This is a genomic window from Phytohabitans houttuyneae (assembly GCF_011764425.1).
In the GTDB taxonomy this organism is placed as follows: Bacteria; Actinomycetota; Actinomycetes; order Mycobacteriales; family Micromonosporaceae; genus Phytohabitans; species Phytohabitans houttuyneae.
On sequence record NZ_BLPF01000004.1, the window covers coordinates 528,939 to 554,149 of the forward strand.

At 70.5% G+C, this 25,211-nt stretch carries 21 protein-coding genes, 10 tRNA genes and 1 pseudogene; 24 read left to right on the forward strand and 8 right to left on the reverse strand.

What is annotated here, in order from left to right; translation table 11 throughout:
- Window positions 1-35 precede the first annotated feature (35 nt).
- The 5 genes from Phou_RS45030 (at window position 36) to Phou_RS45050 (ending at window position 4,058) form a co-directional block, all read left to right on the forward strand.
- The gene (locus tag Phou_RS45030) at window positions 36-458 is read left to right on the forward strand and encodes a roadblock/LC7 domain-containing protein (RefSeq protein WP_173070131.1); all 423 of its coding nucleotides are present in this window, start codon (window positions 36-38) and stop codon (window positions 456-458) included.
- 81 nt (window positions 459-539) lie between these two features.
- Window positions 540-851: a DUF742 domain-containing protein gene (locus Phou_RS45035; protein ID WP_173071460.1), complete on the forward strand. Its 312-nt coding sequence runs from the start codon at window positions 540-542 to the stop codon at window positions 849-851.
- Window positions 832-1,428, forward strand: a complete 597-nt coding sequence (locus Phou_RS45040; RefSeq protein ID WP_173070133.1) for a GTP-binding protein — start codon at window positions 832-834, stop codon at window positions 1,426-1,428. Before Phou_RS45035 ends, Phou_RS45040 begins: the two co-directional genes overlap by 20 nt.
- 4 nt (window positions 1,429-1,432) lie before the next feature.
- Window positions 1,433-2,596 (forward strand): CaiB/BaiF CoA transferase family protein, encoded by a 1,164-nt coding sequence (locus tag Phou_RS45045; protein WP_173070135.1) that lies wholly within the window; start codon window positions 1,433-1,435, stop codon window positions 2,594-2,596.
- A gap of 25 nt (window positions 2,597-2,621) precedes the next feature.
- Window positions 2,622-4,058: a glycoside hydrolase family 76 protein gene (locus Phou_RS45050; protein WP_173070136.1), complete on the forward strand. Its 1,437-nt coding sequence runs from the start codon at window positions 2,622-2,624 to the stop codon at window positions 4,056-4,058.
- Here the strand turns inward: Phou_RS45050 and Phou_RS45055 are convergent.
- A complete protein-coding gene (locus Phou_RS45055; RefSeq protein ID WP_173070138.1) occupies window positions 4,055-4,627 on the reverse strand; it encodes a DUF305 domain-containing protein in 573 nt (190 codons plus the stop codon). The genes Phou_RS45050 and Phou_RS45055 overlap by 4 nt on opposite strands.
- A gap of 261 nt (window positions 4,628-4,888) precedes the next feature.
- Between Phou_RS45055 and Phou_RS45060 the strand changes: the two genes are divergently transcribed.
- From Phou_RS45060 to Phou_RS45080, 5 genes are all read left to right on the forward strand, one after another.
- Window positions 4,889-7,087: a discoidin domain-containing protein gene (locus Phou_RS45060; protein ID WP_173070140.1), complete on the forward strand. Its 2,199-nt coding sequence runs from the start codon at window positions 4,889-4,891 to the stop codon at window positions 7,085-7,087.
- A gap of 32 nt (window positions 7,088-7,119) precedes the next feature.
- Window positions 7,120-8,397, forward strand: coding sequence for a DUF1996 domain-containing protein (locus Phou_RS45065; protein WP_173070142.1), 1,278 nt, complete (start codon window positions 7,120-7,122; stop codon window positions 8,395-8,397).
- Window positions 8,394-9,542: a LacI family DNA-binding transcriptional regulator gene (locus tag Phou_RS45070; RefSeq protein ID WP_173070144.1), complete on the forward strand. Its 1,149-nt coding sequence runs from the start codon at window positions 8,394-8,396 to the stop codon at window positions 9,540-9,542. The genes Phou_RS45065 and Phou_RS45070 overlap by 4 nt, the downstream gene beginning before the upstream one ends.
- Before the next feature lie 79 nt (window positions 9,543-9,621).
- Window positions 9,622-10,158, forward strand: a complete 537-nt coding sequence (locus Phou_RS45075; RefSeq protein WP_173070146.1) for a SigE family RNA polymerase sigma factor — start codon at window positions 9,622-9,624, stop codon at window positions 10,156-10,158.
- Window positions 10,155-11,018, forward strand: a complete 864-nt coding sequence (locus Phou_RS45080) for a hypothetical protein (protein WP_173070148.1) — start codon at window positions 10,155-10,157, stop codon at window positions 11,016-11,018. The genes Phou_RS45075 and Phou_RS45080 overlap by 4 nt, the downstream gene beginning before the upstream one ends.
- 49 nt (window positions 11,019-11,067) lie before the next feature.
- Here Phou_RS45080 and Phou_RS45085 read toward each other — a convergent pair whose 3' ends face one another.
- Together Phou_RS45085 and Phou_RS45090 are read right to left on the reverse strand one after the other, a co-directional pair.
- Window positions 11,068-12,843, reverse strand: a complete 1,776-nt coding sequence (locus tag Phou_RS45085) for a galactose-binding domain-containing protein (protein ID WP_173070150.1) — start codon at window positions 12,841-12,843, stop codon at window positions 11,068-11,070.
- 144 nt (window positions 12,844-12,987) lie between these two features.
- Window positions 12,988-14,832, reverse strand: a complete 1,845-nt coding sequence (locus Phou_RS45090; RefSeq protein WP_281365206.1) for a glycosyl hydrolase family 18 protein — start codon at window positions 14,830-14,832, stop codon at window positions 12,988-12,990.
- 88 nt (window positions 14,833-14,920) lie between these two features.
- Between Phou_RS45090 and Phou_RS45095 the strand changes: the two genes are divergently transcribed.
- Window positions 14,921-15,781: an alpha/beta fold hydrolase gene (locus Phou_RS45095; RefSeq protein WP_173070152.1), complete on the forward strand. Its 861-nt coding sequence runs from the start codon at window positions 14,921-14,923 to the stop codon at window positions 15,779-15,781.
- Here the strand turns inward: Phou_RS45095 and Phou_RS45100 are convergent.
- Together Phou_RS45100 and Phou_RS45105 are read right to left on the reverse strand one after the other, a co-directional pair.
- Window positions 15,768-17,012 carry a hydroxyacid-oxoacid transhydrogenase gene (locus tag Phou_RS45100; RefSeq protein ID WP_173070154.1) on the reverse strand — a complete coding sequence of 415 codons (1,245 nt, stop codon included), beginning with the start codon at window positions 17,010-17,012 and terminating at the stop codon, window positions 15,768-15,770. The genes Phou_RS45095 and Phou_RS45100 overlap by 14 nt on opposite strands.
- A complete protein-coding gene (locus Phou_RS45105) occupies window positions 17,009-17,470 on the reverse strand; it encodes an acyl-CoA thioesterase (RefSeq protein WP_246274638.1) in 462 nt (153 codons plus the stop codon). Before Phou_RS45105 ends, Phou_RS45100 begins: the two co-directional genes overlap by 4 nt.
- Before the next feature lie 362 nt (window positions 17,471-17,832).
- Here Phou_RS45105 and Phou_RS45110 point away from each other — a divergent pair.
- From Phou_RS45110 to Phou_RS45150, 9 genes are all read left to right on the forward strand, one after another.
- Window positions 17,833-17,907 (forward strand) — tRNA-Trp (locus Phou_RS45110).
- 120 nt (window positions 17,908-18,027) lie between these two features.
- Window positions 18,028-18,486, forward strand: coding sequence for an HNH endonuclease (locus Phou_RS45115; protein ID WP_173070155.1), 459 nt, complete (start codon window positions 18,028-18,030; stop codon window positions 18,484-18,486).
- Window positions 18,487-18,522: 36 nt separating this feature from the next.
- Window positions 18,523-18,597 (forward strand) — tRNA-Leu (locus Phou_RS45120).
- Between the two features lie 17 nt (window positions 18,598-18,614).
- Window positions 18,615-18,683: transfer RNA gene (locus tag Phou_RS45125), tRNA-OTHER, on the forward strand.
- A 35-nt stretch (window positions 18,684-18,718) separates the two neighbouring features.
- A tRNA-Leu gene (locus Phou_RS45130) sits at window positions 18,719-18,792 on the forward strand.
- A gap of 36 nt (window positions 18,793-18,828) precedes the next feature.
- A tRNA-Ile gene (locus tag Phou_RS45135) sits at window positions 18,829-18,902 on the forward strand.
- 53 nt (window positions 18,903-18,955) lie between these two features.
- A tRNA-Met gene (locus Phou_RS45140) sits at window positions 18,956-19,031 on the forward strand.
- A 2-nt stretch (window positions 19,032-19,033) separates the two neighbouring features.
- Window positions 19,034-19,105: transfer RNA gene (locus Phou_RS45145), tRNA-Val, on the forward strand.
- A gap of 28 nt (window positions 19,106-19,133) precedes the next feature.
- A tRNA-Arg gene (locus Phou_RS45150) sits at window positions 19,134-19,205 on the forward strand.
- Between the two features lie 255 nt (window positions 19,206-19,460).
- On the opposite strand, the gene Phou_RS45155 is transcribed toward Phou_RS45150, so the two are convergent.
- Together Phou_RS45155 and Phou_RS45160 are read right to left on the reverse strand one after the other, a co-directional pair.
- Window positions 19,461-20,111 carry a DUF1349 domain-containing protein gene (locus Phou_RS45155; RefSeq protein WP_173070157.1) on the reverse strand — a complete coding sequence of 217 codons (651 nt, stop codon included), beginning with the start codon at window positions 20,109-20,111 and terminating at the stop codon, window positions 19,461-19,463.
- 77 nt (window positions 20,112-20,188) lie between these two features.
- Window positions 20,189-20,262: transfer RNA gene (locus tag Phou_RS45160), tRNA-Pro, on the reverse strand.
- Window positions 20,263-20,393: 131 nt separating this feature from the next.
- Here Phou_RS45160 and Phou_RS45165 point away from each other — a divergent pair.
- Both Phou_RS45165 and Phou_RS45170 read left to right on the forward strand, forming a co-directional pair.
- Window positions 20,394-20,467, forward strand: a tRNA-Gly gene (locus Phou_RS45165).
- 351 nt (window positions 20,468-20,818) lie between these two features.
- Window positions 20,819-23,149: a helicase-associated domain-containing protein gene (locus Phou_RS45170; protein ID WP_173070159.1), complete on the forward strand. Its 2,331-nt coding sequence runs from the start codon at window positions 20,819-20,821 to the stop codon at window positions 23,147-23,149.
- A 105-nt stretch (window positions 23,150-23,254) separates the two neighbouring features.
- Here Phou_RS45170 and Phou_RS45175 read toward each other — a convergent pair whose 3' ends face one another.
- Entirely contained in the window at window positions 23,255-23,962 is a 708-nt protein-coding gene (locus tag Phou_RS45175; RefSeq protein WP_173070161.1) for a hypothetical protein, read from the reverse strand.
- Between the two features lie 375 nt (window positions 23,963-24,337).
- Here Phou_RS45175 and Phou_RS45180 point away from each other — a divergent pair.
- Together Phou_RS45180 and Phou_RS45185 are read left to right on the forward strand one after the other, a co-directional pair.
- Window positions 24,338-24,711, forward strand: a pseudogene (locus Phou_RS45180) (helix-turn-helix transcriptional regulator).
- Window positions 24,712-24,721: 10 nt separating this feature from the next.
- Window positions 24,722-25,138, forward strand: coding sequence for a VOC family protein (locus tag Phou_RS45185; protein WP_173070163.1), 417 nt, complete (start codon window positions 24,722-24,724; stop codon window positions 25,136-25,138).
- Window positions 25,139-25,211 lie beyond the last annotated feature (73 nt).

Here is a 25,211-nt window from a genome sequence, read left to right on the forward strand (position 1 = left end):
GCTCGGCACACGTACAGCGCAGAAAGAGGTCGACAGTGGCCCAGACGACAAGTTCCGTCAGTGACCTGGCTTGGTTGCTGGACGACCTGGTCGAGCGGGTTGACGAAGTCAAACAGGCCGTCGTGCTCTCGGCGGACGGCCTGCTGATCGCGGCGTCGCGGGACCTGAGCCGGGAGGACGCCGAGCACCTCGCGGCGGTCGCATCCGGCTTCCAGAGCCTGGCTCGCGGCGCCGGCCGCCAGTTCAAGGGCGGCAGCGTACGCCAGACGATCGTGGAGATGGACACGCTCTTCCTTTTCGTGACCGCCGCCGGCCAGCGGGCAAACCTGGCCGTGATCGGTACGGAGGACGCCGACATCGGGCTCGTCGCCTACGAGATGGCGATGCTGGTGACCCGCGTGGGCCAGTTCCTCACGACCCCCTCACGGTCCTCCGTGAGCCCGCCCGACGGGAGGTGACCTTTGGACCCCAAGAGGCAGGCGCCGGCCGACGAGGTCTGGCACGACGACGAAGCCGGGCCGGTGGTACGCCCGTACGCGATGACCCGGGGCCGCACGGCGCCCGCGCGGGGTGAGTTCGACCTGATCTCCCTGGTGGTGGCCACCCGGTCGGTCCCGTCGCTCGCGGCCGGGCTCCAGCCGGAGCACGTCACGATCATGCGGTTGGCGCAGCGCCCCCTGTCCGTCGCGGAGGTCGCCGGTCACCTCACGCTCCCGCTCGGGATCGTGCGCGTGCTGCTCGGCGACCTGCTCGACAAGGGGTACATCCTCGCTCGCGAGCCCCAACCCACAAGCCAGATGCCCCCTGAGCGGATCTTCAAGGCGGTGATCAATGGGCTCCGCTCTCTCTGAGCAGGCGCCGGACACCAGCATCCCGATGGCGATCAAGGTACTTATCGCCGGCGGGTTCGGGGTCGGCAAGACCACCCTCGTCGGCTCGGTCAGCGAGATCCGGCCGATGCGCACCGAGGAGGTGATCACCGAGGCCAGCGTGGGTGTCGACGACACCTTCGGCGTGGAGGCCAAGACCACCACGACCGTGGCCATGGACTTCGGGCGGATCACCATCTCCGACGAGGTCGTGCTCTACCTTTTCGGCACGCCCGGACAGGACCGCTTCTGGTTCGTGTGGGACGAGCTGTCGATGGGTGCGGTCGGCGCGGTGGTGCTTGCCGACACCCGACGGCTGGCGGAGAGCTTCCCCTCGATCGACTACTTCGAGGGCCGGGGCACGCCGTTCATCGTCGCGGTCAACTGCTTCGACGGGGCGCCGCGGTACACGGTCGAGGACGTCAAGCTCGCCCTCAACCTCGACCCCGACGTGCCGCTGCTGCTCTGCGACGCGCGCGAGACCGCCTCCGGAAAGAATGTGCTGATCACGCTCATGCAGCACGCGATGACCAAGGCGGGGACCGCCCTGGCAGGGTAGGGGCGTGGGATCCCTGTCCGGCCTGCTGGTGGCCGACTTCAGCCGCGTGCTCGCCGGCCCGTACGCGACGATGCTCCTCGCCGACCTCGGCGCGGAGGTGGTCAAGGTGGAGCGGCCCGGCACCGGCGACGACACGCGCGCGTGGGGCCCGCCGTACGCGGACGGCGAGGCCACCTACTTCCTCGGCGTCAACCGCAACAAGCGCTCCGTCGCGCTCGACCTCGCCGATGCGCGGGACGCGGAGGCGGCGCGGGAGCTGGCGCTGCGCGCCGACGTGCTTGTGGAAAACCTGCGGCCGGGCACGATGGCCCGCTTCGGCCTCGGGTACGAGCAGCTGCGCCCCCACCACCCCGGCCTCGTCTACTGCTCGGTGACCGGCTTCGGCGCGGGGGAGGGCGCCGCGCTGCCCGGCTACGACCTGCTCGCCCAGGCCGTCGGCGGCCTGATGAGCGTCACCGGCGAGCCGGGCGGCTCGGGCACCAAGACCGGTGTGGCGCTGGTCGACGTGATCACGGGCCTGCACGCCGCTCTGGGTGTGCTCGCCGCGCTGCGCCACCGCGACCGCACCGGCGAGGGGCAGCGGGTCGAGGTGTCGCTGCTGTCGTCGTTGCTTTCCGCCCTGACCAACCACTCGTCGGGGTACGTCGCCGCCGGCGTGGTGCCGGCCGCGATGGGCAACCAGCACCCCAGCATCGCGCCCTACGAGGTCTTCGCGGCGGCCGACCGGCCGCTGGTGGTCGCTGTGGGCAACGACCGCCAGTTCGCCGCGCTGTGCGCCGTGCTCGACCGCGCCGACCTGGCCGAGGATCCCCGCTTCAAGACAAACGCCGGCCGGGTCGCGGCGCGGGCGCCGCTGGCCGAGGCACTCTCCGCGACATTTTCATCCGGTACCGCCGACGGCTGGTTTGCCGCCCTGACCGCCGCCGGGGTCCCGTGCGGGCCGATCAACGACCTGGCCGCCGCGTTCGACCTGGCGTCCGGCCTCGGCCTGGCCCCGGTGGTGGAGGTGTCCGACCAGCGCCGGGAGCACCCGGTCCGCCAGGTCGCCAACCCGATCGGGCTGAGCGCGACGCCGCCCGAGTACCGGCTCGCCCCGCCCCGCCTCGGCGAGGACGGCGAATGGGTGCGGCGGCTGCTCTCCGCGCCGCCTGACAACGTTGACAGTTAACTTTATTCATAGTTATCGTTCTCACATGGTGGAGAGCGCTCTCAGGATTGCCGCCGTCGGCGTGCTGGTGCTCGCGGCTCAAGTGACCTTCGCGGGCGCCGCCGCGGCGGCCACCATCTGCAACCGCTACTGCGACGGCCGCGACGCCGCGCTTTCGCCCGCCGACCGCCAGCCGGTCAGCGCCACCGTGCACGGCCGCCGCATCGTGCTGCACTTCAACGACACCGACGCGATGGGCTGGGGGTCGATCGAGACCGGCAACCCGGGCGACGAGGTGTGGCTGGACCGCTCCTTCGACGGCGGCCGCACCTGGGCGTCCGGCAGCCGGCTCGGCGTGACCAGCATCCCCGCCGGCCAGCGCGGATGGCGCACCGCGATGTTCAATGTGGACGACTGGGCCAGCCGTGGCGTCGGCGCGCTGCGCGCCTGCGGCAAGGCGGGCGACCGCCCGGAGATCGCGTGCACCCAGTGGGCCCGCACGACCTGGAACGCGGGCAACCGCCGCACCGCCGCCGCCACCGCGCTGATGTCCTTCTACAACAACGGCACCGGCCTCTTCGCCACGACCGGCTGGTGGAACTCGGCCAACGCGCTCACCGCCCTCATCGACAACAGCCGGATCACCGGGATGGGCAGCTACCGGTACGCGATCGCCAACACGTACGACCGCAACCTCGGCACGCACTTCGGCAACTTCACGAACGACTACATCGACGACACGGGCTGGTGGGGCCTGGCCTGGGTCGCCGCGTACGACCTGACCGGCGAGAGCCGCTACCTCAACACCGCGCGCGCGGACGCCGACTACATGCACCGCTACTGGGACGGCACCTGCGGCGGCGGGGTGTGGTGGAGCACCGCGCGCTCCTACAAGAACGCCATCACCAACAGCCTCTACCTCCAGCTCAACGCCGCGCTGCACAACCGGATCGCCGGCGACACGGTGTACCTGCAGCGGGCTCGCGCGCAATGGCAGTGGTTCCAGGGCACCGGCATGCTCAATTCCGCGGGCCTGGTTAACGACGGCATCAGCCTGTCCACCTGCCGCAACAACGGCCAGCCCGTGTGGTCGTACAACCAGGGCGTCCCGCTCGCCGGCCTTGTCGAGCTCCACCGCGCCACGGGCGACGCCGCACTTCTCGCGGCCGCGCGGCGGATGGCCGACGCGTCGACCCGCAACGCCGCGCTCAACCCGGGCGGGGTCCTCGCCGACCCGTGCGAGAGCGGCAACTGCGGTGCGGACGGCCCGTCGTTCAAGGGCATCTACGTGCGCGGCCTGCGCGCACTCAACGCCGCCCTCGCCGATCGCCCGTACAGCGGCTACCTGACCCGCCAGGCCGACACCGCGTACGCGCGCGACCGCAACGCCCTCGACCAGTACGGCCTGCGCTGGGCCGGCCCGCTCGACACCACCGACGCGGCCCGCCAGCAGAGCGCGCTGGACGCGATGAACTCCGGCTAAAGCGCGTCCAACCGTCCACGTTGGTCGGTGCGGGCGGCCTCGATGTCCGCGGCGAGCGCCCGTGCCTCGGGCTCGGTGCCGGACTTCTGCTCCGACTGTGCCAGCCGGATCGACTGGTCGAGGTGTGCGCGCACCGCGGTCGTGAAAATGTAGGCGGCGCCCGTGCCGCTCGCCTTCTCCAGCGCGGTCAGCGTCGCGGCCGTCGCCATGCCCGGCATGTCGTGGCCCTCGTGCGGGTTTGTCGTCGGGCCGCCGGAACGGGTGTGCAGCGCCCGCAGCCGCGCGAGCTGCTCGCGGTGCTCCGTCGCCAGCCGGCGGGACAGGTCTTTGAGCGTGGGGTCCGCCGTGCGCGCCGGCATCAGGTCGAGGAGCCTGAGCACCCGCTCGTCCATCGCGATGGTCAGCTGGAGCCAGGCGGTGTCGGTCACGCTGAAGCCGCCGGCCGGCGCCGTGGTGGCGGGAAGCGTGGGCGGCTGCGTGGCGGGCGGCGCCGGCTCGCGCGAGTCGCCGCAGCCGAGCAGGACCGCGAGCGCCATGGCGAACGGGGCGGTCCGATGAGTCGCGCGCACGAGTTCGTTTTACATCACCGCCTCGGGGAGCGCTCTCCTCAGCCGGCGCTGGATGCGCTCCCACATTTCTGTAAGGCGCGGAAGCGTTTCCCCAGGCCAACTCCACCAAGAGATCGATATCGCCCGCTACCTGCGGAAACACATCGAGGCATTGACACTTGGCCATACAGGGGTCACAGTAGCGCCAGGAGAGCGCTCTCTTATCGGCGTGGCACATGTTCGTAACAACTTCACAGCCTCAAACCACCCGAAGGAGTTCCGATGGATCGGGCCACCCCACCGCCCGGCGCATCTCCTCGCGGCGTGCCTCGCCGCGGCCTCGCCACCCTCGTCATCGCACTTGCCGCACTGCTGGGCGGCTACGTCGTGGTGACCGCGACCTCGGCCGCCGCTGCCGAGACGCTGCTGTCGCAAGGACGTCCCGCCACGGCGTCCTCCTCCGAGTCCGCCGCCTACCCCGCGTCGGCGGCCGTCGACGGCAACACGGGCACCCGCTGGTCCAGCGCGTTCAGCGACCCGCAGTGGATCCAGGTCGACCTCGGCACCGCCGCGCCGCTCACGCGCGTCGTGCTCAACTGGGAGGGCGCGTACTCCCGCGCGTTCACCATCCAGATCTCGACAAACGCGACCACCTGGACCACCGTTCACACGACGACCGCCGGCACCGGCGGCGTGCAGACCGTCGCCGTCACCGGCACCGGCCGGTACGTGCGGCTCAACTCCACCGCGCGGGCCACCGCGTGGGGCGTCTCGCTGTGGGAGTTCCAGGTCTACGGCGACACGGGCACCTCCGCCTGCGGCACGGCCAACGCCGCGCTGACCCGTCCGGCCACCGCCTCCTCGACGCAGAGCGCGGGCTTCCCCGCCTCCAGTGCCGTCGACGGCAACGCCGGAACGCGGTGGTCGAGCGCGGCCTCCGACCCGCAGTGGCTCCAGGTCGACCTGGGCAGCGTCCAGCCGATCTGCGGTGTCACGCTCCGCTGGGAGGCGGCGTACGCGACCGCGTTCCAGATCCAGCTCTCGACCAACGCGAGCACCTGGACCACGGTCTACTCGACGACCACCGGCACCGGTGGCGTGCAGACCATTCCCATCTCCGGCACCGGCCGGTACGTGCGGGTCTACACCACCGCGCGCGCCACGCCGTACGGGGTCTCGCTGTGGGAGCTCGAGGTACACGTCGGCGGGACGCCGAGCAGCCCGCCGCCGACCACGAGCCCGCCGCCGAGCACGCCGCCACCAAGCACGCCGCCGCCGACCACGCCACCTCCGGGTGACTCGGTGCTGCTGTCGTACAACAAGCCGGCCGTCGCCTCGTCCAACCAGAACGACGGCACCTGCTGGGAGTGCGTGCCGGCGCGGGCGTTCGACATGGATCCGGCTAGCCGGTGGGCGACCGCCAACCCGGCCGGTTGGGTCGACCCCGGCTGGATCTACGTGGACCTCGGTGCCACGGCCACGATCCGCCAGGTCGTGCTGCAGTGGGACCCGGCGTACGCGTCCGCGTACCAGATTCAGGTCTCGTCGAACGCGAGCACCTGGACGAGCATCTACTCCACGACGACCGGGCGCGGTTTCAAGGAGACGCTCACCGTCAACGGCACCGGCCGCTACGTGCGGATGTACGGCACCGCGCGCGCCACGCCGTACGGGTACTCGCTGTGGGAGTTCCAGGTGTACGGCAGCGGGGGCAACCCCACCCCGCCGCCGGCGCAGCCGGCCGACCCGACGTTCCCCGCCAACCGTCTGGTGTGGAGCGACGAGTTCAACGGTGCGGCCGGCAGCAAGCCCGAGCCAGCGAAGTGGACGATCGACCCCGGCACCGGGCAGAACAACGAGGTCCAGTACTACACGAACAACAACAACGTGCAGATGGACGGCACCGGCTCGCTGGTCATCGAGGCGCGCCGCGAGGCCGCCGGCGGCCGGGAGTACACGTCGCACCGGATGAACACTGGCAACAAGTTCCACGTCCAGTATGGACGGATCGAGGCCCGGGTACGCGTGCCGAAGGGCAACGGCCTGTGGCCGGCGTTCTGGATGATGGGCGCCGACTTCCTCACCGGCCGCCCATGGCCGTACAACGGCGAGATCGACATCATGGAGGTCCTCGGTCGCAACACCCTTGAGGGCTACTCCACGCTGCACGCGCCGGCTTACAACGGCGGGGCCGGCTACGGCCTCAAGTACACGGCGCCGGGCGGCGCGGACCTCTCGGCGGCCTACCACGTGTGGTCGGTCGAGTGGGACAGCCGGGGCATGACGTTCAAGCTCGACGGGAACACGGTCTTCGTGGCCAGCAAGGCCACCGTCGAGACGACACGCGGCCCGTGGGTCTTCGACCACCCGTTCTACATCATCCTCAACCTCGCTGTCGGCGGAGACTTCCCCGGCCCGGTGGACGGCACCACACCGTTCCCCTCCCGCATGTACGTGGACTACGTCCGCGTCTACCAGTAGCCCATCGGCCCCCACGATCCGAAGGAAGCCACATGCAAAGACGACTCCGGACGGCGTCGGTCGCCGTCGGGCTGTTCGCCCTCCTCACCGGCTATCTCGCCGTCAACGCCGCCACCGCTCAGGCCGCCGACCCCCTGATCTCGCAGGGCCGCACGGCGACGGCCTCCTCGACGGAGAACGCGGGCAGCCCCGCCTCCGCCGCGGTCGACGGCAACACCGGCACCCGCTGGTCCAGTGCGTTCTCGGATCCACAGTGGATCCAGATCGACCTGGGCGCCACCGCCACGATCAGCCGCGTCGTGCTGAGGTGGGAGGGCGCGTACTCCCGCGCCTTCACCATCCAGACCTCGGCGACCGGCAGCGGCGGCTGGTCCACCATCCACACGACCACCAACGGCACCGGTGGTGTGCAGGACCTGACCGTCTCCGGTTCGGGGCGGTACGTGCGGCTCCACTCGACGGCCCGCGCCACCGCGTGGGGCGTCTCGCTCTGGGAGTTCCAGGTCTATGGCGCGGGTGGCTCGGCACCGCCACCCCCGCCGAGCGGCCCGATCGTGCGGGTCTCCGAGTTCCTCGCTGACTGCCCGTACAGCCACCGGCTGCCGGACGACCCGATCGTGTTCCCGAACCTGCCGGGCGCCTCGCACATGCACAGCTTCTTCGGCAGCCGGGTCACCAACGCGTACACGAACGTCAACGACCTGCTGAACGGTGCCAGCAACTGCAGCCCGGCCGTCGACACCTCGTCGTACTGGGTGCCGACGTTCTACGTCAACGACCAGCCGGTCGAGCCCGTCACCGGCATCTTCTACTACCTGGGCGAGGGCGTGAACCCCGACGTCACCGCGCGCATCCAGCCCTTCCCGCTGGGCCTGCGGATCGTCGCCGGCAACGCCAAGGCGACGGCGCCCGACGCGACCACCATCTCCCGGTGGTCCTGCTTGCACCACAACGAGGCCGGCGCGTCCAAGGACTTCCTCACCTGCCCGGCGGGCAGCATGATCGAGTCCTACCTGGACTTCCCGCAGTGCTGGAACGGCCGCGACCTCGACTCCGCCGACCACAAGAGCCACATGGCGTACCCGGTGGCCGGCAACTGCCCCTCCACCCACCCGGTGCCGGTGCCGAAGCTCCGCCAGGTGCTCCGCTACCCGGCCAACGGCGACCCGTCCCGCTTCCGCCTCTCGTCGGGCCGAGGATTCACCATGCACGGTGACTTCTTCAACGCCTGGCCGGTGGCCGAGCTGGAGCGGCGGGTGCGCGACTGCATCCGGCCGATCATCAAGTGCGGCGTCAACGGGACGCCGTGACCGACGAACAGACCCGCCGGCCCGGAAACGGGCCGGCGGGCCGCCCCGCGGCCGGCAAGCTCCGGTCCGAGGAGCGAAGCGACGAGGCCGGAGCGCGCCGGCCTTCGGGGGCGGGGAGCGAGCGCGGTTGGCGGAGCCCGACTCTCGAAGAGGTCGCCGTTGTCGCGGGTGTCTCGCGGGCGACCGTCTCCCGGGTCATCAACGCGGTGCCCACTGTGGACCCCGCCATACGGGCGGCCGTCGAGCGGGCGATAGCGGAGATCGGGTACGTGCCGAACCTCGCCGCCCGCTCGCTCGTGACCCGCCGCACCGACTCCGTGGCCCTGGTCATCTCCGAGCCGCCCGGCCACGGCTCGTACGAGACGCCGTTCCTCAACCGGCTCTTCACCGACCCGTACATCGGCCGGGTCACCGCCGGCGCGCAGGAGGTGCTCCGCCCCGAGGGCATCCACCTGGTGATCATCCCCGCCGATCCGCCGAGCCACCACCTCGTGCTGCGGTACCTGCGGCAGGGGCACGTCGACGGCGTGCTGCTGATCTCCAACCACAGCGCCGACCCGCTGCCCGGCCAGCTGCACGACCTGCACGTGCCGGCGGTGCTCTCGGCGCGACCGGCCCGGCCGGTGCCGCACAGCTATGTCGACGTCGACCAGCAGGCCGGCGCCCGGATGGCCGCCGAGCACCTGCTCGCCCTCGGCCGACAGCGGCTGGCCACGATCTGCGGCCCGCAGGACATCCCGCCCGGGCACGAGCGCCTTGTCGGCTTCCGCGCGGCGGTCGGTGGCACGGTGCCCGCCGTGCGGGGCGACTTCACCCGGGCCAGCGGCGAAGTGGCCACCCGGCGGCTTATCGAGCAGCATCCCGACATCGACGGCCTCTTCGTCGCCAACGACCTGATGGCGGAGGGCGCGGTGCGCACGCTTCAGGAGCTCGGCCGGCGGGTGCCGCAGGACGTGGCGGTGGTCGGCTTCGACGACAGCAGCGCCGCCCTCGACGCCCGCCCGCCGCTGACGACCATCCACCAGCCGGTGGAGGAGATGGCCGGCGAGATGGCCCAGCTACTGCTCGCCCGCCTCCGGGACCCGCGCCGTACCCCCAGGTCAGTGATCTTCACGCCGTCCCTGGTGATCCGCCAGTCCGCGTGACCGGACTCGTCAAACCAACCGGCTCGGTGGTTCGCTACGTGTCTATCCCGACCGAGGAAGACGGGAGGGCGCGGGTGACATGGGACGTGGCGATCACGAGAGCGAGTTCGTCGCCTACTACGCGGCGCACGCCAACCAGCTGCGCAACACCGCGTACCTGCTCTGTGGCGACTGGCACCTCGCGGAGGACCTGACCCAGACCGCGTTCACCAAGCTCTACCAGGCGTGGCACCGGATCGAGCGGCACGACGTGCTCGACCAGTACACCCGGCGGGTTCTGGTGCGCGCGTTTCTGGACGAGCGGCGGCGGCCGTGGCGGCGCGAGCGCGCCACGGTGCCCGGCAGCGCGGACCTGGACGCGGTCGCGCCCGAGCAGGGGCGGCCCGACGAGCGGGTCGTTCTGCGCACCGCGCTCACCCGGCTGCCGAAGCGGCGGCGCGCGGTGCTCGTGCTCCGGTTCTGGGCCGACCTCTCCGTCGAGCAGGTGGCCGACATCCTCGGCTGTTCCACCGGCACCGTGAAGAGCCAGACCGCGGACGGCCTCGCCGACCTGCGGCAGGTGCTCGGCGGAGCACTCGACGATTTGAAGCGACCGCTTGGAGGAGGGCGGCTGTGAACGAGGTGAAGACGATCTGCGAGCTGGCGCTGGAGGATCCCGCGCCCCCGCTGCGGGACGGCGCCGCCGCGCTGGCCATGGCCAGGCGGAGCACCGCGCGGCGCAATCGCCTGCGCGTGGCCGGCTCCGGTGTCGCGGCCGCGGCCGTGGCGGGCGTGCTGCTCACACCGGCGTTCGCCGGAATGCGGGCGGCACCGTCCGCGGATCCCGCACCGCGGACCGAGACGACGGCGGCCGGGCTCGCGCCCGCCGCGACCACCACGACCGCGCCGCCGAGTGCTCACGCGGCGCCCGTGCACGGCCGGCAGATGGAGAAGATCCTGCGGGCCGCGGTGCCGTCCGGGCCGTGGAAGATCGACTCCTTCCGGGGCAGCGGCGACAAGACGGTGTACTCGCGCAAGCTCCGGATGGAGCCGGGCCGGCAGATGCTCTCCGCGGTCAGCCAGATCAGGGTCACCGCGGATGGCCGTGCCGGCGAGCTGATGGCGGTGATCCTTTACGACGGGAAGCCGGCTCCGACCAGGGCCGACCTCTGCGCACGGGAGCTCGCGCCCAGCAAGGTGGACGCCGCCCTGCCGTGCGAGGTGATCACGGTGAACGGTGTGCTGATCAAGGTGACCCGCGAGCACGACGCCGAGCGGGGCGAGGTCATCGTGGCGGTGCGGCACCTCGACGGCGGTGAGCTCATGGTCTCGTCGGCGCAAGGTGTGGCCAGCTACGAGCCGGAAGGTGATCTTCCACCCGACGCCGTCAACACCAGGCCCTCGGGCCGAGACGTGGCCCTCACGCCGCTGGCGGAGCCGCTGTTGACCGCCCGGCAGGTGGCCGAGCTGGCCGCTGACCCGGCGATGCTGCCCTGAGGACGGGGAAGGGCCGGGGCCGTCCCACGGACGGCCCCGGCCGCGTCGTTCACCAGCCGACCGCGATCAGCAACCACTGCGGGTTGCCGTGCGAGACGAACGAGGACTGGTCGGCGTAGTCGTCGTACGGGAAGCCGTACGACAGCTTGTCGATGGCGTGGTCGTGCCAGAAGCGCGAGTAGTAGTTGGCCGGTGCCGTCTGGTAGAAGAGGCTCGGGTTCGACTGCTGGGACGCCGGCAGGTGCGTGACGTGCCGGTTCAGCGCGGCGCACATGCTCGGGTTGTTGGCCAGCGGACCGGCGCACCCGAAGATGTCCGTCGTCGACGCCGAGAAGCCGACCGACGAGGCGTAGCTGGACAGGTAGTTCTGGTACGGGCCGCCGGCCTGGAACTGCGGTGAGTGGCCCGGCGACGGGATGCGGTACGGCGCCTGGATCTGCGCCAGGTGGTCAAACTCCGCCGGCATCTCGTTGATGAACCGCTGGAACGTCGCGGCCCGGTCCTCGGCGAACGTGGCCTGGTCCTCACCGACCGCCACGTCGTATCCGTCGTGCGCCCGCAGCCGCATCGCGAGCTTGAGCCCGAACGCGTCGACCCGCGTGGTGTTGCCGTTGAAGACCGACGGCCCGACGGTGAACTCGATGAAGTCCCAGTACTGCGAGTTGGGTGAGCCGAGGTAGAAGTACATCCGGCCGGCGGTGTTGACCGGCATGTCGAAGTACGGCTGTTCGGCGATGGAGCGGACCTGGCCGTTGTAGCTCCAGAACACCTGGCTGTCCGGGTACCGGCCGTTGGTGCGGTTGAGGATCTTCAGCATCACGACGTTCTGCGCCGGGGGGATGCTCGCCGTGTCACCCCAGAACCCGCCCGGCGGCGGCGTGGTGGGCGGGGGCGTCGTGGGTGGCGGCGTGGTCGGGCCCGACCCGGTGGTGCGCACCGCGAACTCCCACAGCGAGTACCCGTACGGCGTCGCGCGCGCGGTGCCGTTCATCCGCACGTACCGCCCGGTGCCGTTGACGGTCAGCGTCTGCGTGCCGCCGGTGCCGGTGGTGGTGCTGTAGATGTTCGTCCACGTGCTGCCGTTCGCCGAGACCTGGATCTGGAAGGCCGAGGCGTACGCGGCCTCCCACGTCAGCACCACCTGGCAGACGGTGAACGAGGAGCCGAGGTCCACCTGAATCCACTGTGGATCGCTGAACGCGCTGGACCAGCGGGTGGCGCCGTTTCCGTCGAAAGCTGCGGAGGCGGCCATCGTGGCGTTTTCGGCGGACGAGGCGGTGGCCGGCCGACCCTGTGCGGCGTTCGCGGTGCCGCAGGCGCCCGTCGCCCCGTTTCCGAAGACCTGAAACTCCCACAGCGAGATGCCGTACGCGGTGGCGCGGGCGGTGGCGTTGACCCGCACGTAGCGGCCGGTGCCGGTGACCGCCAGGGTCTGCACGCCGCCGGTGCCGGACGTGGTGCTGTAGATGTTCGTCCACGTGGTGCCGTTCGTGGAGACCTGGATCTGGAAGGCCGAGGCGTAGGCCGCCTCCCAGTTGAGGACCACCTGGTCGACGGCCGCCGTCGCCCCGAGGTCCACCTGGATCCACTGTGGAACGCTGAACGCGCTCGACCAGCGGGTGCCGGTGTTGCCGTCGACGGCGTTGGCCGCGGCCATCGTGGCGTTTTCGACCGACGAGGCGGTGGCCGGCCGCCCCTGGGACAGCAGCGGTCCCGCCGCGTTGGCCGTGCCCATGGTGACGGCGGCGTAGCCGGCGAGGAGGAGGACGACGGCGGCGATGAGGGAGTAGGTGCGTCTGGATCTGGATCTGACTCTCGTGGCCATGGCAGCTCCCGTGCGGGGGTTCGGGGGCCCGGACGCCGAAACCGGGGCGGTGAGAGAGCGCTCTCACCAACACGGAGAGCGTGATCGATGCCGCGCGGCCAGTCAAGGGGGCGTCCCGAAACGTCCGGGACGCCCCCTTCCGGCTCAGAGCCCGCTGTGCAGCGCGCTCATCAACGTGCCGCTCGCGGTGTCACCGGACATCTCCCAGATCATGCCGCCGAGCAGGCCTTTTTGTTTCAGCCAGGCGGTCTTCTGCCCGATCGACCAGGCGTCGTCGAAGCTCCACCACTGCCCGCCCGGTCCGGTGTAGCAGTAGCTGGAGACCGACTGGGTGTCGTGGTGGACGGTGCAGCCGGGCACGCCGGAGAGCAGGTTGGCGTACCCGCGCGTGCCCGCCTCCTCGGCGAACTGGCCGGGCGCCGCCCCGTTCGCGGTCTGCCACTCCCCGTTCACCCCGGCGCCGCCGGCCGCCACGCCCTGCCACCCGCGCCCGTAGAAGGCCAGGCCGACCGTGAGCTTGCGCGGGTTGACGCCGGCGTCCAGATAGGTCTGCACCGCCCGGTCGACGCTGAACTCGAACGGGTACGGGTCCTGCGCGTCCCGGTAGAGGTTGGCCTGGTGGCCGGCGCGGCCCGGCTCCCACGAGTTGTCCGAGCCGGCGCCGTGGAAGTCGTATCCCTGCACGTTGGCGAAGTCCATCGACTCGAAGACGCCGCCGGGCCCGATGTCCCAGCCCGCCGCGATCTTCGCCGGGTCCGCCGGGGTGAACGCGGTCAGCAGGTACCGCTTGCCGGTGGTGGTGCTCAGCGCGTCGAGCTGGCGGCGGAACTCGGCCATCAGCGCCGTGTTGTTGGCCTTGTCGGCCGGGCTGACGTGGTTGCCCGGGTGCCCTTCCGAGCCGGGCCACTCCCAGTCCATGTCGATGCCGTCGAAGATGCCCGCGGCGCTGCCCGGCCCGCCAGCACCGTTGTAGGCGGGCAGGTTGCCCTTGATGTAGATGTCGATGCAGGACCGCACGAACTTCTCCCGGGACGCCGGGGTGGCCGCCGCGTCCGAGAAGAACTTGGAGTACGTCCAGCCGCCGATCGAGATCAGCACCTTGAGGTGCGGGTGCTTGGCCTTGAGCTTCTTGAGCTGGTTGAAGTTGCCGCGCAGCGGCTCCCACCCGGTGTCACCCACCCCGTCGACCGACTGTGACGCGGCGAACGGGCGGCCGTAGTCGGCGTCCGCGTCGCCGGCCCCGGTGCCCTGGTCAGGATCCTGCGGGTTGGTGGTCGTACCGCGGGTGACGCCCTGCAGGCAGGTCAGGTTGACCGGGTCGACGTTGGCGAACGCGTAGTTGATGTGGGTCAGGCGCGCGGCGGCGCCGCTGGTGTCCAGGTTGCGCACGAAGTACTGCCGGCCGTAGATGCCCCACTGCACGAAATAGCCGACCTTCGCGTACCGCCCCGCGCCCACCACGTCGTCCGTGGTGACCGAGACCGCGTTGCTGGCCGCCGAGGCATTGTCGTACGTGTCCCGCGCCCGCACCGTAAACGTGTACCCCGTTATGGGAGAAAGCCCACCGACCACCGCGGTCAGGCCGGTGACGCTGGCCCGCAGCGTGGTCCCGGTGTAGATGTCGTATCCGGCGATGCCGCTGGCATCGCTCGCCGCGTTCCAGGCGAGGGTGACCGTCGTGGCGGTTTTCGCCGTCGAGCGCAGGCCGGTGGGCGCGGACGGCGGCGTGGTGTCGTTGGCCGGGTTGAGCGTGGTCGCGCTGACCGTGGCGCTGGCCGCCGAGAGGTTGCCCCGGGTGTCCTTGGCCCGGACCGCGAACGTGTAGGTGGTGTTCGGCGTGAGCCCCGTGACCACCGCGCTCGTGCCGGTGCCGCTGGCGGCGACGGAAGACCCGGAGAGCACGTCGTAGCCGGCGATCGGGAAGTCGGTCGCGGCCGCGGCGGTCCAGGAGAGCGAGACGGTACGGGTGGTCCGCCCGGTCACGCTCAGGCCGGTGGGAGTGCCGGGCGAGCGGTCCTAATAGTGAGGGCATGAAGTTGCGGGCGTCAATATCGCCCGCGCGGGTACGTTGGTGACCATGGGCGAGGCGATGGTGCACGTCAACGGGGTGGATCTCTGCGCCGAGACGTTCGGCGACGCGGATGCGCCGCCGATCCTGTTACTGAGCGGCATGTCCTCGAGCATGGACTGGTGGGACGCCGACTTCTGCCGGCGGCTGGCGCTCGGCGGGCGGCATGTCATCCGGTACGACTTCCGTGACACCGGCCGCTCGGTCACCTACCCGCCCGGCGCTCCGGAGTACACCGGCGACGACCTGATCGCCGACGCGGCCGGCCTGATCGACCTGCTCGCCGGCGGTCGCGCGCACGTCGTCGGCATCTCGATGGGCGGCGCCATCGCCCAGCACCTGGCGGTAGACCACCCGCAGCGGGTCGCCACGCTCACCCTCGTCTCGACAAGCACCGGCCCGGACGACGACCTGCCGCCGATGGACGAGCGACTGGTCGCCGCGTTCGCCAACCCGGCACCCGAGCCCGACTGGAGCGACCCGGAGGCCGTGGTCGACTACCTCGTCGAGGACTGGCGCCCCTTCGCCGGGCCGGACACCTTCGACGAGGGGTACACGCGGCAGATCGCCCGCCGCGTCGTGGCCCGCACGATCGACATCGAGTCGAGCACGAAGAACCACGCGCTGCTCAAGGGGAGCGACGGCACCCGCCACCGGCTCGGCGAAATCACCGCGCCGACCCTAGTCATCCACGGCACCGCCGACCCGTTCTTTCCGCCGGGTCACGCGGTCATGCTCGCCCGCGAGATCAAGCGCGCCCAGCTGCTGATGCTCGACGGCGTGGGGCACCAGGCGCCACCACCGTCCACATGGGACCTCGTTGTGCCGGCCCTGCTCGGGCACACCGCCGCGGCCGCTACCAGAGGCTGAGCGAGCGGTCGAAGATGCCGGCGAGGTCCTCTTCCCGTACCGGCAGGGGAGAGATGGCGAGCAGGCGCTGCTGCTTCATCGCCCCGCCGACGAGCGTGTCGATGTCGCCCTCGTCGTAGCCGACAGCGGCGATGCCGTTGGGGATGCCGATGTCGCGCATCAGGGCGGTGAGGACGGTCGGCAGGTCGTCGCCGCCGAGCAGCTCGGCCGCGCGGCGGTGCCGCTGCGGGCTCGACTCGTGCGTGAACCGCAACGCCTCCCGCGCGGTCAGCGCCACCGCCATGCCGTGCGGCACGAGCGGCTCGCCCTCCGGGTAACCCGCCGGGTGGAAGCCTCGCACGCCACCCGCGATCGGGTACGCGTTGGCGTGCGGGATGTGCACCCCCGCGTTTCCGAAACCCATCCCGGCGAACGTGGCGGCCAGCGCCATGTCCGTCCGCGCCACCAGGTCGTCGCCGTGCGCGACGGCGGTACGCAGCGAGCGGGCGAGAAGCGCCATCGACCTCTCCGCCCACATGTCAGCGACCGGGTTGGCGCCGCAGTACGGCACGCGCTGCCCCGGCTCCTTGGCGTCGAACTCGGTGTAGGGCTTGGCCGTGTAGCTCTCCAGCGCGTGGCAGAGGATGTCCATGCCGCTCGCGGCGGTCACCTCCGGTGGCTGCGTCACGGTCAGGAGCGGGTCGACGACGGCCAGCGTGGGGCGCAGGCGTGCGTGGCTGATTCCGGTCTTGAGCTTCAGCTCCAGCACGTCGAGCACGCAGACCGTCGTGCTCTCCGCCCCGGTGCCGGTCGTGGTCGGCACCGCCACGAGCGGCTTGAGTGGCTGCTCAGGAGCGCGCCCGCCACCGACCGGTGGGTTGAGGTACTCCATCAGGTCACCGGGGTTGGTGGTCAACAGGTTGACCGCCTTCGCCGTGTCGATGCAGGAGCCGCCACCCACGGCCACGAACGCGTCCCACGGCCCACCCGCCCGCGCCACCTCCACGGCGTGGCGCATCGAGGTGTCGGTCGGCTCCACGTGCACGTCCGCGAAGACCTCCGCCACCACCCCGTACCGCCGCATCGCGTCGGCCACCCGCTGCGGCGCGCCGACCGCCGCGACGCCGGGATCGGTGATGACGAGCACCCGCCGCGCACCGAGCTGGCCGAGGTCGTACCCGATCTCGTCGGCCGCACCCGCGCCGAACTTCAGCTGCGGCGCCGCGTAGGTGAAGATGGTCTCCCGGCTCATACTTCCTCCACAGTGGACTCCAGCAGCCGCAGCGCGGCACGGATCCGGTCGGGCACCGGCACCGGCCGGCGGGACTCCCGGTCGACGTACACGTGCACGAAGCGCCCGACCGCGGCCGGTGCCTCACCGCCCGGGCCGAAGAGCGCCAGGCGGTAGACGACGCTGGACGTGCCCACCCGCTCCAGGCCGAGCCCGGCGGTCACCACGTCGGGGAAGCGGAGCTCCGCGAAGTACCGGCACTGCGTCTCCACCACCAGACCGATCGCCGGCAGCCGCCGGATGTCCGTGCCGGTCGCCTCCATGAGCCAACCGTTGACCGCGGAGTCGAACATCGCGTAGTGCACCACGTTGTTGACATGGCCGTAGACGTCGTCGTCCGACCATCGGGTCGGAAGCTCGCGCAGCACGGGGAAGTCGCCGCGCCGCAGGGCCTTCGGGTCGCCGCCGTTGGGATCCACGTCCCTCAGCCTGCCACATCACAGTTTTGTGTCCTTGAACATCCCTGTCCAAAAGACTGTTGCGTGAGTGGAGATTGCCGCTTACCTTTATTACTGCAACGTTCGACACGACCAGAGGAGTCACCGAGATGTTTCGGCGCGCCGACTACGCACCGCAGCGGCTTCCGCTATGCGGTCTCGTGGGCATGCCGTCATTCGGTTGGCCCACAGATGTCATTGCAAACCAAGAGTCGGCCCTGAAAGGCAGGCGGCGACGGTAGCGCGGACATAGCGCGCTCAGCCGCCCACCCTTCCAGGGGCCGGGCGGCTTTTTCGTTGTCCACCAACGCATTTCTTTCGGTACACGTGCAGCTAGAGCCCATAGGGGTGTAGCTCAGTCCGGCCAGAGCGGCGGTCTCCAAAACCGTAGGTCGCGGGTTCGAATCCTGCTGCCCCTGCTTTGCCATGCGCATTTCGCGTATCGGCGTCGAATATTGAGAACTCCACAGTGGATGGCATGACGGAAAGGCGCCCGGCCGCGCTGTTTCTTCGGTGACGGCTGGGCAGTTTTCATTCCTATGCAGAAAGGAGGACTCCCGGTGGACGTCCTGGTTGTCAACGCCGACCTCGGCCCGCTCCACCGGGTCAGTCTGCGCCATGCCGTACGCATGCTCGTAAGGCGCGTCGCCGAGGTACACGAGGCACACCCCGACCGCCTGATCGGCATCTACCCGGTGCCCACAGTCGTCCGCCTCGTCCGGTACGTGGTGACGAGGTGGCGGTACACGGCGGGCCCGGCCTGGTCCCGTGCGGGCGTCCTCGCCCGCGACGGCCGCCGCTGCGCCTATTGCGGTGGGCACGCCACCACCGTCGACCACGTCCTGCCCCGCTCCCGCGGCGGCCGGAACACCTGGCTCAACACCGTAGCGGCCTGTGATGGCTGCAACCAGCGCAAGGGCGACCGCACCCCCGCCGAAGCGGGCATGCGGTCGAGCTTCGAGCCGGCGACCCCGTCGTGGGCGTCGCTCGCGCGCTGATGACGCGGCCGGCGCACACGGGGCGCCGGCCGCCTCGCCCTCGTAGCCCAACTGGCAGAGGCGCCGTCCCGAGATGGCGGTCACGTGCGCGTTCGACTCGCGCCGAGGGCACGTTCACGTCAGCCGATGGGGTGGGTGCTGGTGCACAGCGTTGCCTTGCAAGCTCCGCGAGCGCGGTTCGACTCCGCGTCACTCCACTCATGGACCATCGGGTCCGTCCGTGACGGGCCCTGCCCGGGTAGCCCAAATGGCAGAGGCCGCCGGCTCAGAACCGGTGTGTTGCAGGTTCGACTCCTGTTCCGGGTACGCGCGTGGCCCCTCCGCCACGTCTCGCTGCTCCAACCCGTCGTGGCCCGCGTGGTAAGGGCGTCGCTCTGATAAGGCGAAGGCAGGTGGTTCGACTCCACCCGGCGGGACAGCGCCACCTGTTCGACAAGGCCGTGTGGGGTTCGGTCCCTTCGCGGCGCACTGCGAGGTGGGGAAGCTCGGCCGTTCCCGCGGGTCTCATAAGCCCGAGATCGCCGGTTCGAATCCGGCCCTCGCTCCCGTCCCAGTAGCTCAGCGGGAGAGCGCCGTCTCGACAAGGCGGATGTCGGAGGTTCGAGTCCTCCCCGGGGCACGCGGCCCGTCACGGGCCCACGTCACCTGCCCTCGTAGCGCAGCGGAAGCGCGCGGCCCTCCGAAGGCCGAGGCCGCTGGTTCGAATCCAGCCGGGGGCGCGCGGCCGGATACCTCAGATGCCATCCACTGTGGACTGCCGTGAGCGCGGGCGTTGGCTGCCCGGCCGTCCCTCATAAGGACGGTGTGCCCGGATCGACACCGGGGCTCACGACGCAACTCCGGCGCACCACCCGGGTGCGCCGGCCGGATGGATGAGGTGGCAGCCATGATGCGGCGGTTCGGAAACGGTTCGGAGTGGGGCAGGATCGTCCGGCGCGGCTGAAGAGCCGCGCCGGCGCCTTCCCCGGAACCCCTCAGGAACCGTCGCGGAGGTCGGCCAGGCGCGCCGATGCAAACTGGATCTCGTCGAACGTCACCCGGCAACCCTCGCCCGTCGGCGACTGCGCCTCGAAGCCGATCCGGTCGCCCGTGGTCCCGTCACCGATGACGTCGCTGCGGACGTCTCCGAGGACGAAGAAGCGGATCATCTGCCACGTCTTGTCGTCGAGCGAGGCGTGGTAGGCGTAGGCCCGGTCGATCCGTGAGACCCGGAGCCACACCGTGCGCCCCGACACCACGAACGCGTTGGCGTCGTCGGCCACGCCCCGGCAGACCACCGACACGATCATCGGCTCACCGGCCGGCGAGTACTCGAAGCAGAGCTTGCCCCAGTGCCGCTCGTCGGCCCAGAGCAGCAGGACCCCCGCGTCGTACGTCGCCGCGAAGTCCACAGTGACCCGCGCGCTGAGCTGGAAGTCGCCCTCGGGCGGCACGCCGAGCAGGGTCGCCGCGTTCAGCATCGACTCCGCGTTGAGCGTGCCGTCGCCACCGGGGTCGACGAAGATGTCGCTGTGCGGGGCTGCCGTCACGGTCACCGAGCCGGCCTGTTCGTCGACCTGCCATGACCCTCCCTCGGACGGCGCGAAAGGGAAGGGAACGCCGGGCACGTTCAACTCATGCAGCATGGCGCTAAACCCTAGCGCCGGCGGACCGCGAGGGGTGCCCCTGATCCGCGTTTGCGCAGGTCAGAGCCTGTTTCAAGTCGGGGTGGCGGGATTTGAACCCACGGCCCCTCGCTCCCAAAGCGAGTGCGCTACCAAGCTGCGCCACACCCCGTGCGCCCCGAAGTCTATGCGGTCCCCTTAACGTTTGGCGCAACGCCCCACGCCGACGGACCGTATGCCGCGCGCACCCGGCGGCCTCGACCCAGTAGTCTGGTGGCGCACCCCGGCAGGTCCGGGGCGCACGCGGGCGTAGCTCAATGGCAGAGCTTCAGTCTTCCAAACTGACGGTGCGGGTTCGATTCCCGTCGCCCGCTCCACCGTTTCAGCAGCTCAACAGCCCGATCAACGATCACTAGGATCTACCGACTTAGATGCTCAGGGCTAACGCGGGGGCCGCTGTGGAACTGGTCTATCACCTGTCGGCGTTCGCTGAGAATTTCGCCGAGCTGTGTCGGGCGGCGGGCCGTCTACGGGAAGCGAAGGCAGCCGAACGACTCCTCGAGTACGTCCCAGTACCGCCCCGTCGGCGCGGTCACACCCGCGTGCAACGGGGTCAGGAAGGGTGGGGGCGGTGAGCGTCGACTGAACGGGGCACAGAGCACCGGCGGAACGACCACGGCCGTAACCGGGCGGTAGGGTCCATCCGTGCCAGAACGGACGGAGGTCACGTGGTCACCGCGTCTTGGTTGAGGCTCCTCGGCGAGGACGGGTTGGCTGACCTGCTGCGGCGCCGTCCGGAGGCGTTGGCCGTGCCGCCACCGGAGTCGCTGGGCGAACTGGCCGAACGACTGTCCACGCCCGCGGCGACCGTAGCCGCGTTGCGCCGGCTGGACCGTCCGACGTTGCAGGTCGCCGAGGCCCTGGCAGCACTCGGCGGCGGGGCGGAGCGCACGGCTCTGGACCGGCTCCTCGGCGCCGGGACGGCCAGCGTGCGGGCGGACGTGACGCGGGCCCTGGACACGCTCCGGTCCTACGCGCTCCTGCTCGATGACGCCGCGCCGCGGCTCGTGCCCGCTGCCGTCGCGGTTTGGCCGCGTCCGCTGGGGTTGGGCGATCCTGTCGCGGCGGGCTTCGCGTACCAGAATGCTGAATACATTCGCAGGATGGCTCGGGATCTGGGTCTCAAGCCGACGGGGCGCAAGGCCGAGATGCTCGACTTGGTGCTGACGTGCCTGCGCGATCCGGAGCGCGTGCGTGCCGTGGTGGCTGGCGCTCCGGCCGATGCGCGCGAGCTGCTGGAGAAGGCTGCCGCTGGTGGCGAGGTGGAGCCGGAGCCGTTCTACTACGGCGACCGGTCACGACGGCCTCAGCAGTGGGCGATCGCGCGGGGCCTGCTGGTGCGCTCCTTCGAGCCGGGTGGTGGGCTGGTTGTGCCGGCCGAGGTCGCCTTGGCGCTGCGTGGCTCGGAGTACACCGCGCCGTTCGATCCCGTGCCGCCGGCTGTCGGTCGGTCGGCTGCTGATCCGGCGGCGTCGGCGAGTGCGGCGGCGGCCGCTGGCGCGGCGATGGTCCGGCTGGTCGCCGATCTTCTGGAGGCGGCGGGCAAGAAGCCGGTGCCGACGCTCCGCTCCGGTGGCGTCGGCCTGCGCGAGCTGAAGCGGATGGCGAAAGCGGTCGGCTGCACCGAGCCGGAGCTGCGGCTGGCGGTGTCAGTGGCGGCGCGCGCCGGGCTGCTGTCGCTGGCGGACGGACAGGCCACGCCAACCGCCGACTACGACGGATGGCGAAAACAGGAGCCGGCGAGTCAGCTGTCCGCACTGTTGACCGCGTGGTGGCGGTTGCCGTCCGCGCCCTTGGCCGCCGGCGGCGCGGTCACGCCTGACGAGGTTCAGCCCGGGGCCGTCGCACTGCGCACTGCCGTCATCGCCGCCGCGTCCGAGGTGCGGGCCACTGCCATCGACGACCCATATGCTCTGGCGGAGCTGGCGATTTGGCGCCAGCCCTACGCCTTCGGTGACCCCGCCACCGCGGTGGAACGGGCGATCGCCTGCTGGGAGGAAGGTGCCCTGCTCGGCTTGACCGGCGCGGGCGTCGTCACCACGGCTGGCCTGGCTCTGCTGGGCGGTGCTGACGACCTGACCGGGGTACTCGGCGATGTCGGCACGACCCAGCGCAGCGTCCGGTTGCAGGCCGACCTCACCGCAGTGGTCAGCGGCAGCCCGGACGCTGGCCTGGGTGCGCTGCTCGACCTGGCAGCTGAACCCGAAGCCCGTGGGGTCGCGCGCACCTGGCGTTTTGGCCCGTCCTCCGTGCGGCGGGCCTTCGACGCCGGGTATACCGCCGAGGCTCTGCTTGACGCGCTCGCCGGCGTGTCCGCCGGTGAGTTGCCGCAGCCGTTGCGGTATCTGGTCGCCGATGTCGCCCGGCGGCACGGCGCTGTGCGGGCCACCACGGTGGCCTGCTGCCTGCGCAGCGACGACCTCGCCCTGCTGAAGGAGATCGTGGCGGACCGTCGGCTGCGGTCGCTGGGGTTGCGCCAGCTCGCTCCGACCGTGCTCGCCGCCGCCGTCCCTCTTGAGGATGTGCTTGCCGCGCTCCGGAATGCCGGTTACGCGCCGGTCGCCGAAGCCGAGGACGGTACACCGATCCTGGAACGGGCGGTCGACCACCGTGCGTCCGCCAGGCCGCCGCGCGCCACGAGCCCGGCGAAGCCTCGCAAAGGCAAGCCGCGTCAGACGGTGGCCCAACCGGACGCCGCCGACGTCGCCCGCAAGCTGCTTGCCGCTCCCGACGAGACGCTGATACCGCTCACGCACCCGCTACACGCTATACGCCTCTCCGCGACGAATCTCACCACGAGCGAAGCACGGATCCTCGCCCACGCGATCGACAACCAGCAGCCGGTGACGATCAGCTATGTCAACCGGGACGGCAATCCGAGCAGCCGCACCATCGACAACATCGAACTCAGCGGCGGCTCCCTGCTGGCCTGGTGCCGGCTCCGCGAGGACGAACGCTGGTTCAACCTCAAACGGATCACCGGCGTCGAACCGGTGTAAAGCGCTCCGAAAGCTAGGCAGCGTCCACGATGGACAAAGCTGCGAGGGTCAGAACGCGCCTCGAAGTGGAGCGTCGTCACACTTCGGCGCCCGAAGCCCACGGATTCATTCGTCGTGTGCGGAAACAGGGATGGGAGCCTCGAAGACATCGACGACAAACGTCGAGGTCGAGCTGCTCTCCATCTCGATCTCGCCGTCGCCCTTGGCGATAGTGTGCAGGCGTACCCAGTACCCGTCGTCACTCGCTCCTCGCGCTACGGCAACGGCGCTGAGCACGGGGTCACGCCTCGTCTCCGCGCTGGTCCAGGTACGTAGGACGGGAGCCTGGGGCAAGGCCCACGCTCTGGGCTCGGCGCTTGCTGGGACAAACACTTCCTCGGATCGGAGTTGGACCTCCCAGTCGACATTGCCCGAGCTTCCGAGTTCGTTTGTCACTCGGATGCCGAGGCCGATCATGTATGCGCTTTCCAGATACCGGATGAACTCCTCATCTGCCCGGCTGAAGTAACAGAGGCGGATGTCGTCGATCGGCCCGTAGGCGGTAAAGGCTCCCAACTCGAACGCGCAGCGCTCCCGCAAGAAGTTCCGCACGGCGATACGCACCGCCTCCGGCAGGCGATCGACCACGGCCCGCAGGCTTTCCTCGTCGCGGTCCGCAAGGTAGGAGTTGAGCGCCGAGACGAGGCCGTCGGTGGCATCAACATCTGCGGCCCCGAGAGTCGTCACCGCTTCGAGGCGATCCTCGTCGGCCCTGACGAGGGCGAATATGCGGCTCTTGCTAGGGCTCCTGTGCGCCAGGAACGGATACACCATGCTGAACCCTCCTGCAAACGGGGTACAACGCCCGACGCGGTCCGCTTGGCCCTGCGCAGGCGTGAATGGCATACCCTGCGGGTTACCGGCCCAGAGGTATCTGCCTGACGGCGTCGGCCTCGGTACTGTGCCGGGGCCGCATAGAAAGAGAATCTCATCAGGCATCAGGCTTGTCGAGCAAACATCGGACCGAGACCGGGTTTTCGCAGGTCAGGCCGCATCCGCGAATGCCGCCGGACTTGGTGGCGTGGATGTCCGGGTGGGGGATGCCCGCGCGCGCCCGCCAAACGTGGCAACATCGCCCACGTGACCAGCAGGCCGGCCGCCGCGCAGCAACTGCGTGACCTCGCGTTGCTCCGGCGTGTCCGGGATCGCATGGACCGGGAGTACGCGAAGCCGCTCGACGTCGCCGCGCTCGCCCGGGGGTGAACATGTCGGCCGGGCATCTCAGCCGTCAGTTCCGCCTCGCCTACGGGGAGTCGCCGTACAGCTATCTGATGACGCGGCGGATCGAGCGCGCCATGGCCCTGCTGCGGCGGGGTGACCTCAGCGTCACGGAGGTCTGCTTCGCGGTGGGCTGCTCCTCGTTGGGTACCTTCAGCACGCGCTTCACCGAGCTTGTCGGGATGCCGCCGAGCGCCTACCGGCAGCGGGCGGCGAGCGCTACCGCGGGGATGCCGTCGTGCGTGGCGAAACAGGTGACCAGACCGATCAGGATTCGAGAAGCCACGGTGCTGAACCGCTCCTAGCATGATCGCCATGGACATCACGATTCACGCGAGTTTCCTCCCGCACGAGGACCCGGACGCTTCCCTGGCGTTCTATCGCGACGTCCTCGGCTTCGAAGTGCGAGGCGACGTCGGATACGACGGGATGCGCTGGATCACCGTCGGCCCCGCCGACCAGCCCGACACGTCCCTCGTGTTGGAGCCGCCGGCCGCCGACCCGGGCGTCACCGACGACGAGCGCCGTACCATCGCCGAGATGATGGCCAAGGGCACCTACGCGGGCGTGGTGCTGGCCACCAAGGATCTCGACGGCCTCTTCGCCCGGATCCAGGCGACCGACGCCGAGATCGTCCAGGAGCCGATCGACCAGCCGTACGGGGTGCGGGACTTCGCGATCCGGGACCCCGCGGGCAACATGCTCCGTATCCAAGAAGCACGCGGAGCGTGAAGGACCCATAGAGACGCGCGGAGCGTGAAGAACCCAAAGAGACGCGCGCGGAGCGTGAAGCCCCAGGAGGCCC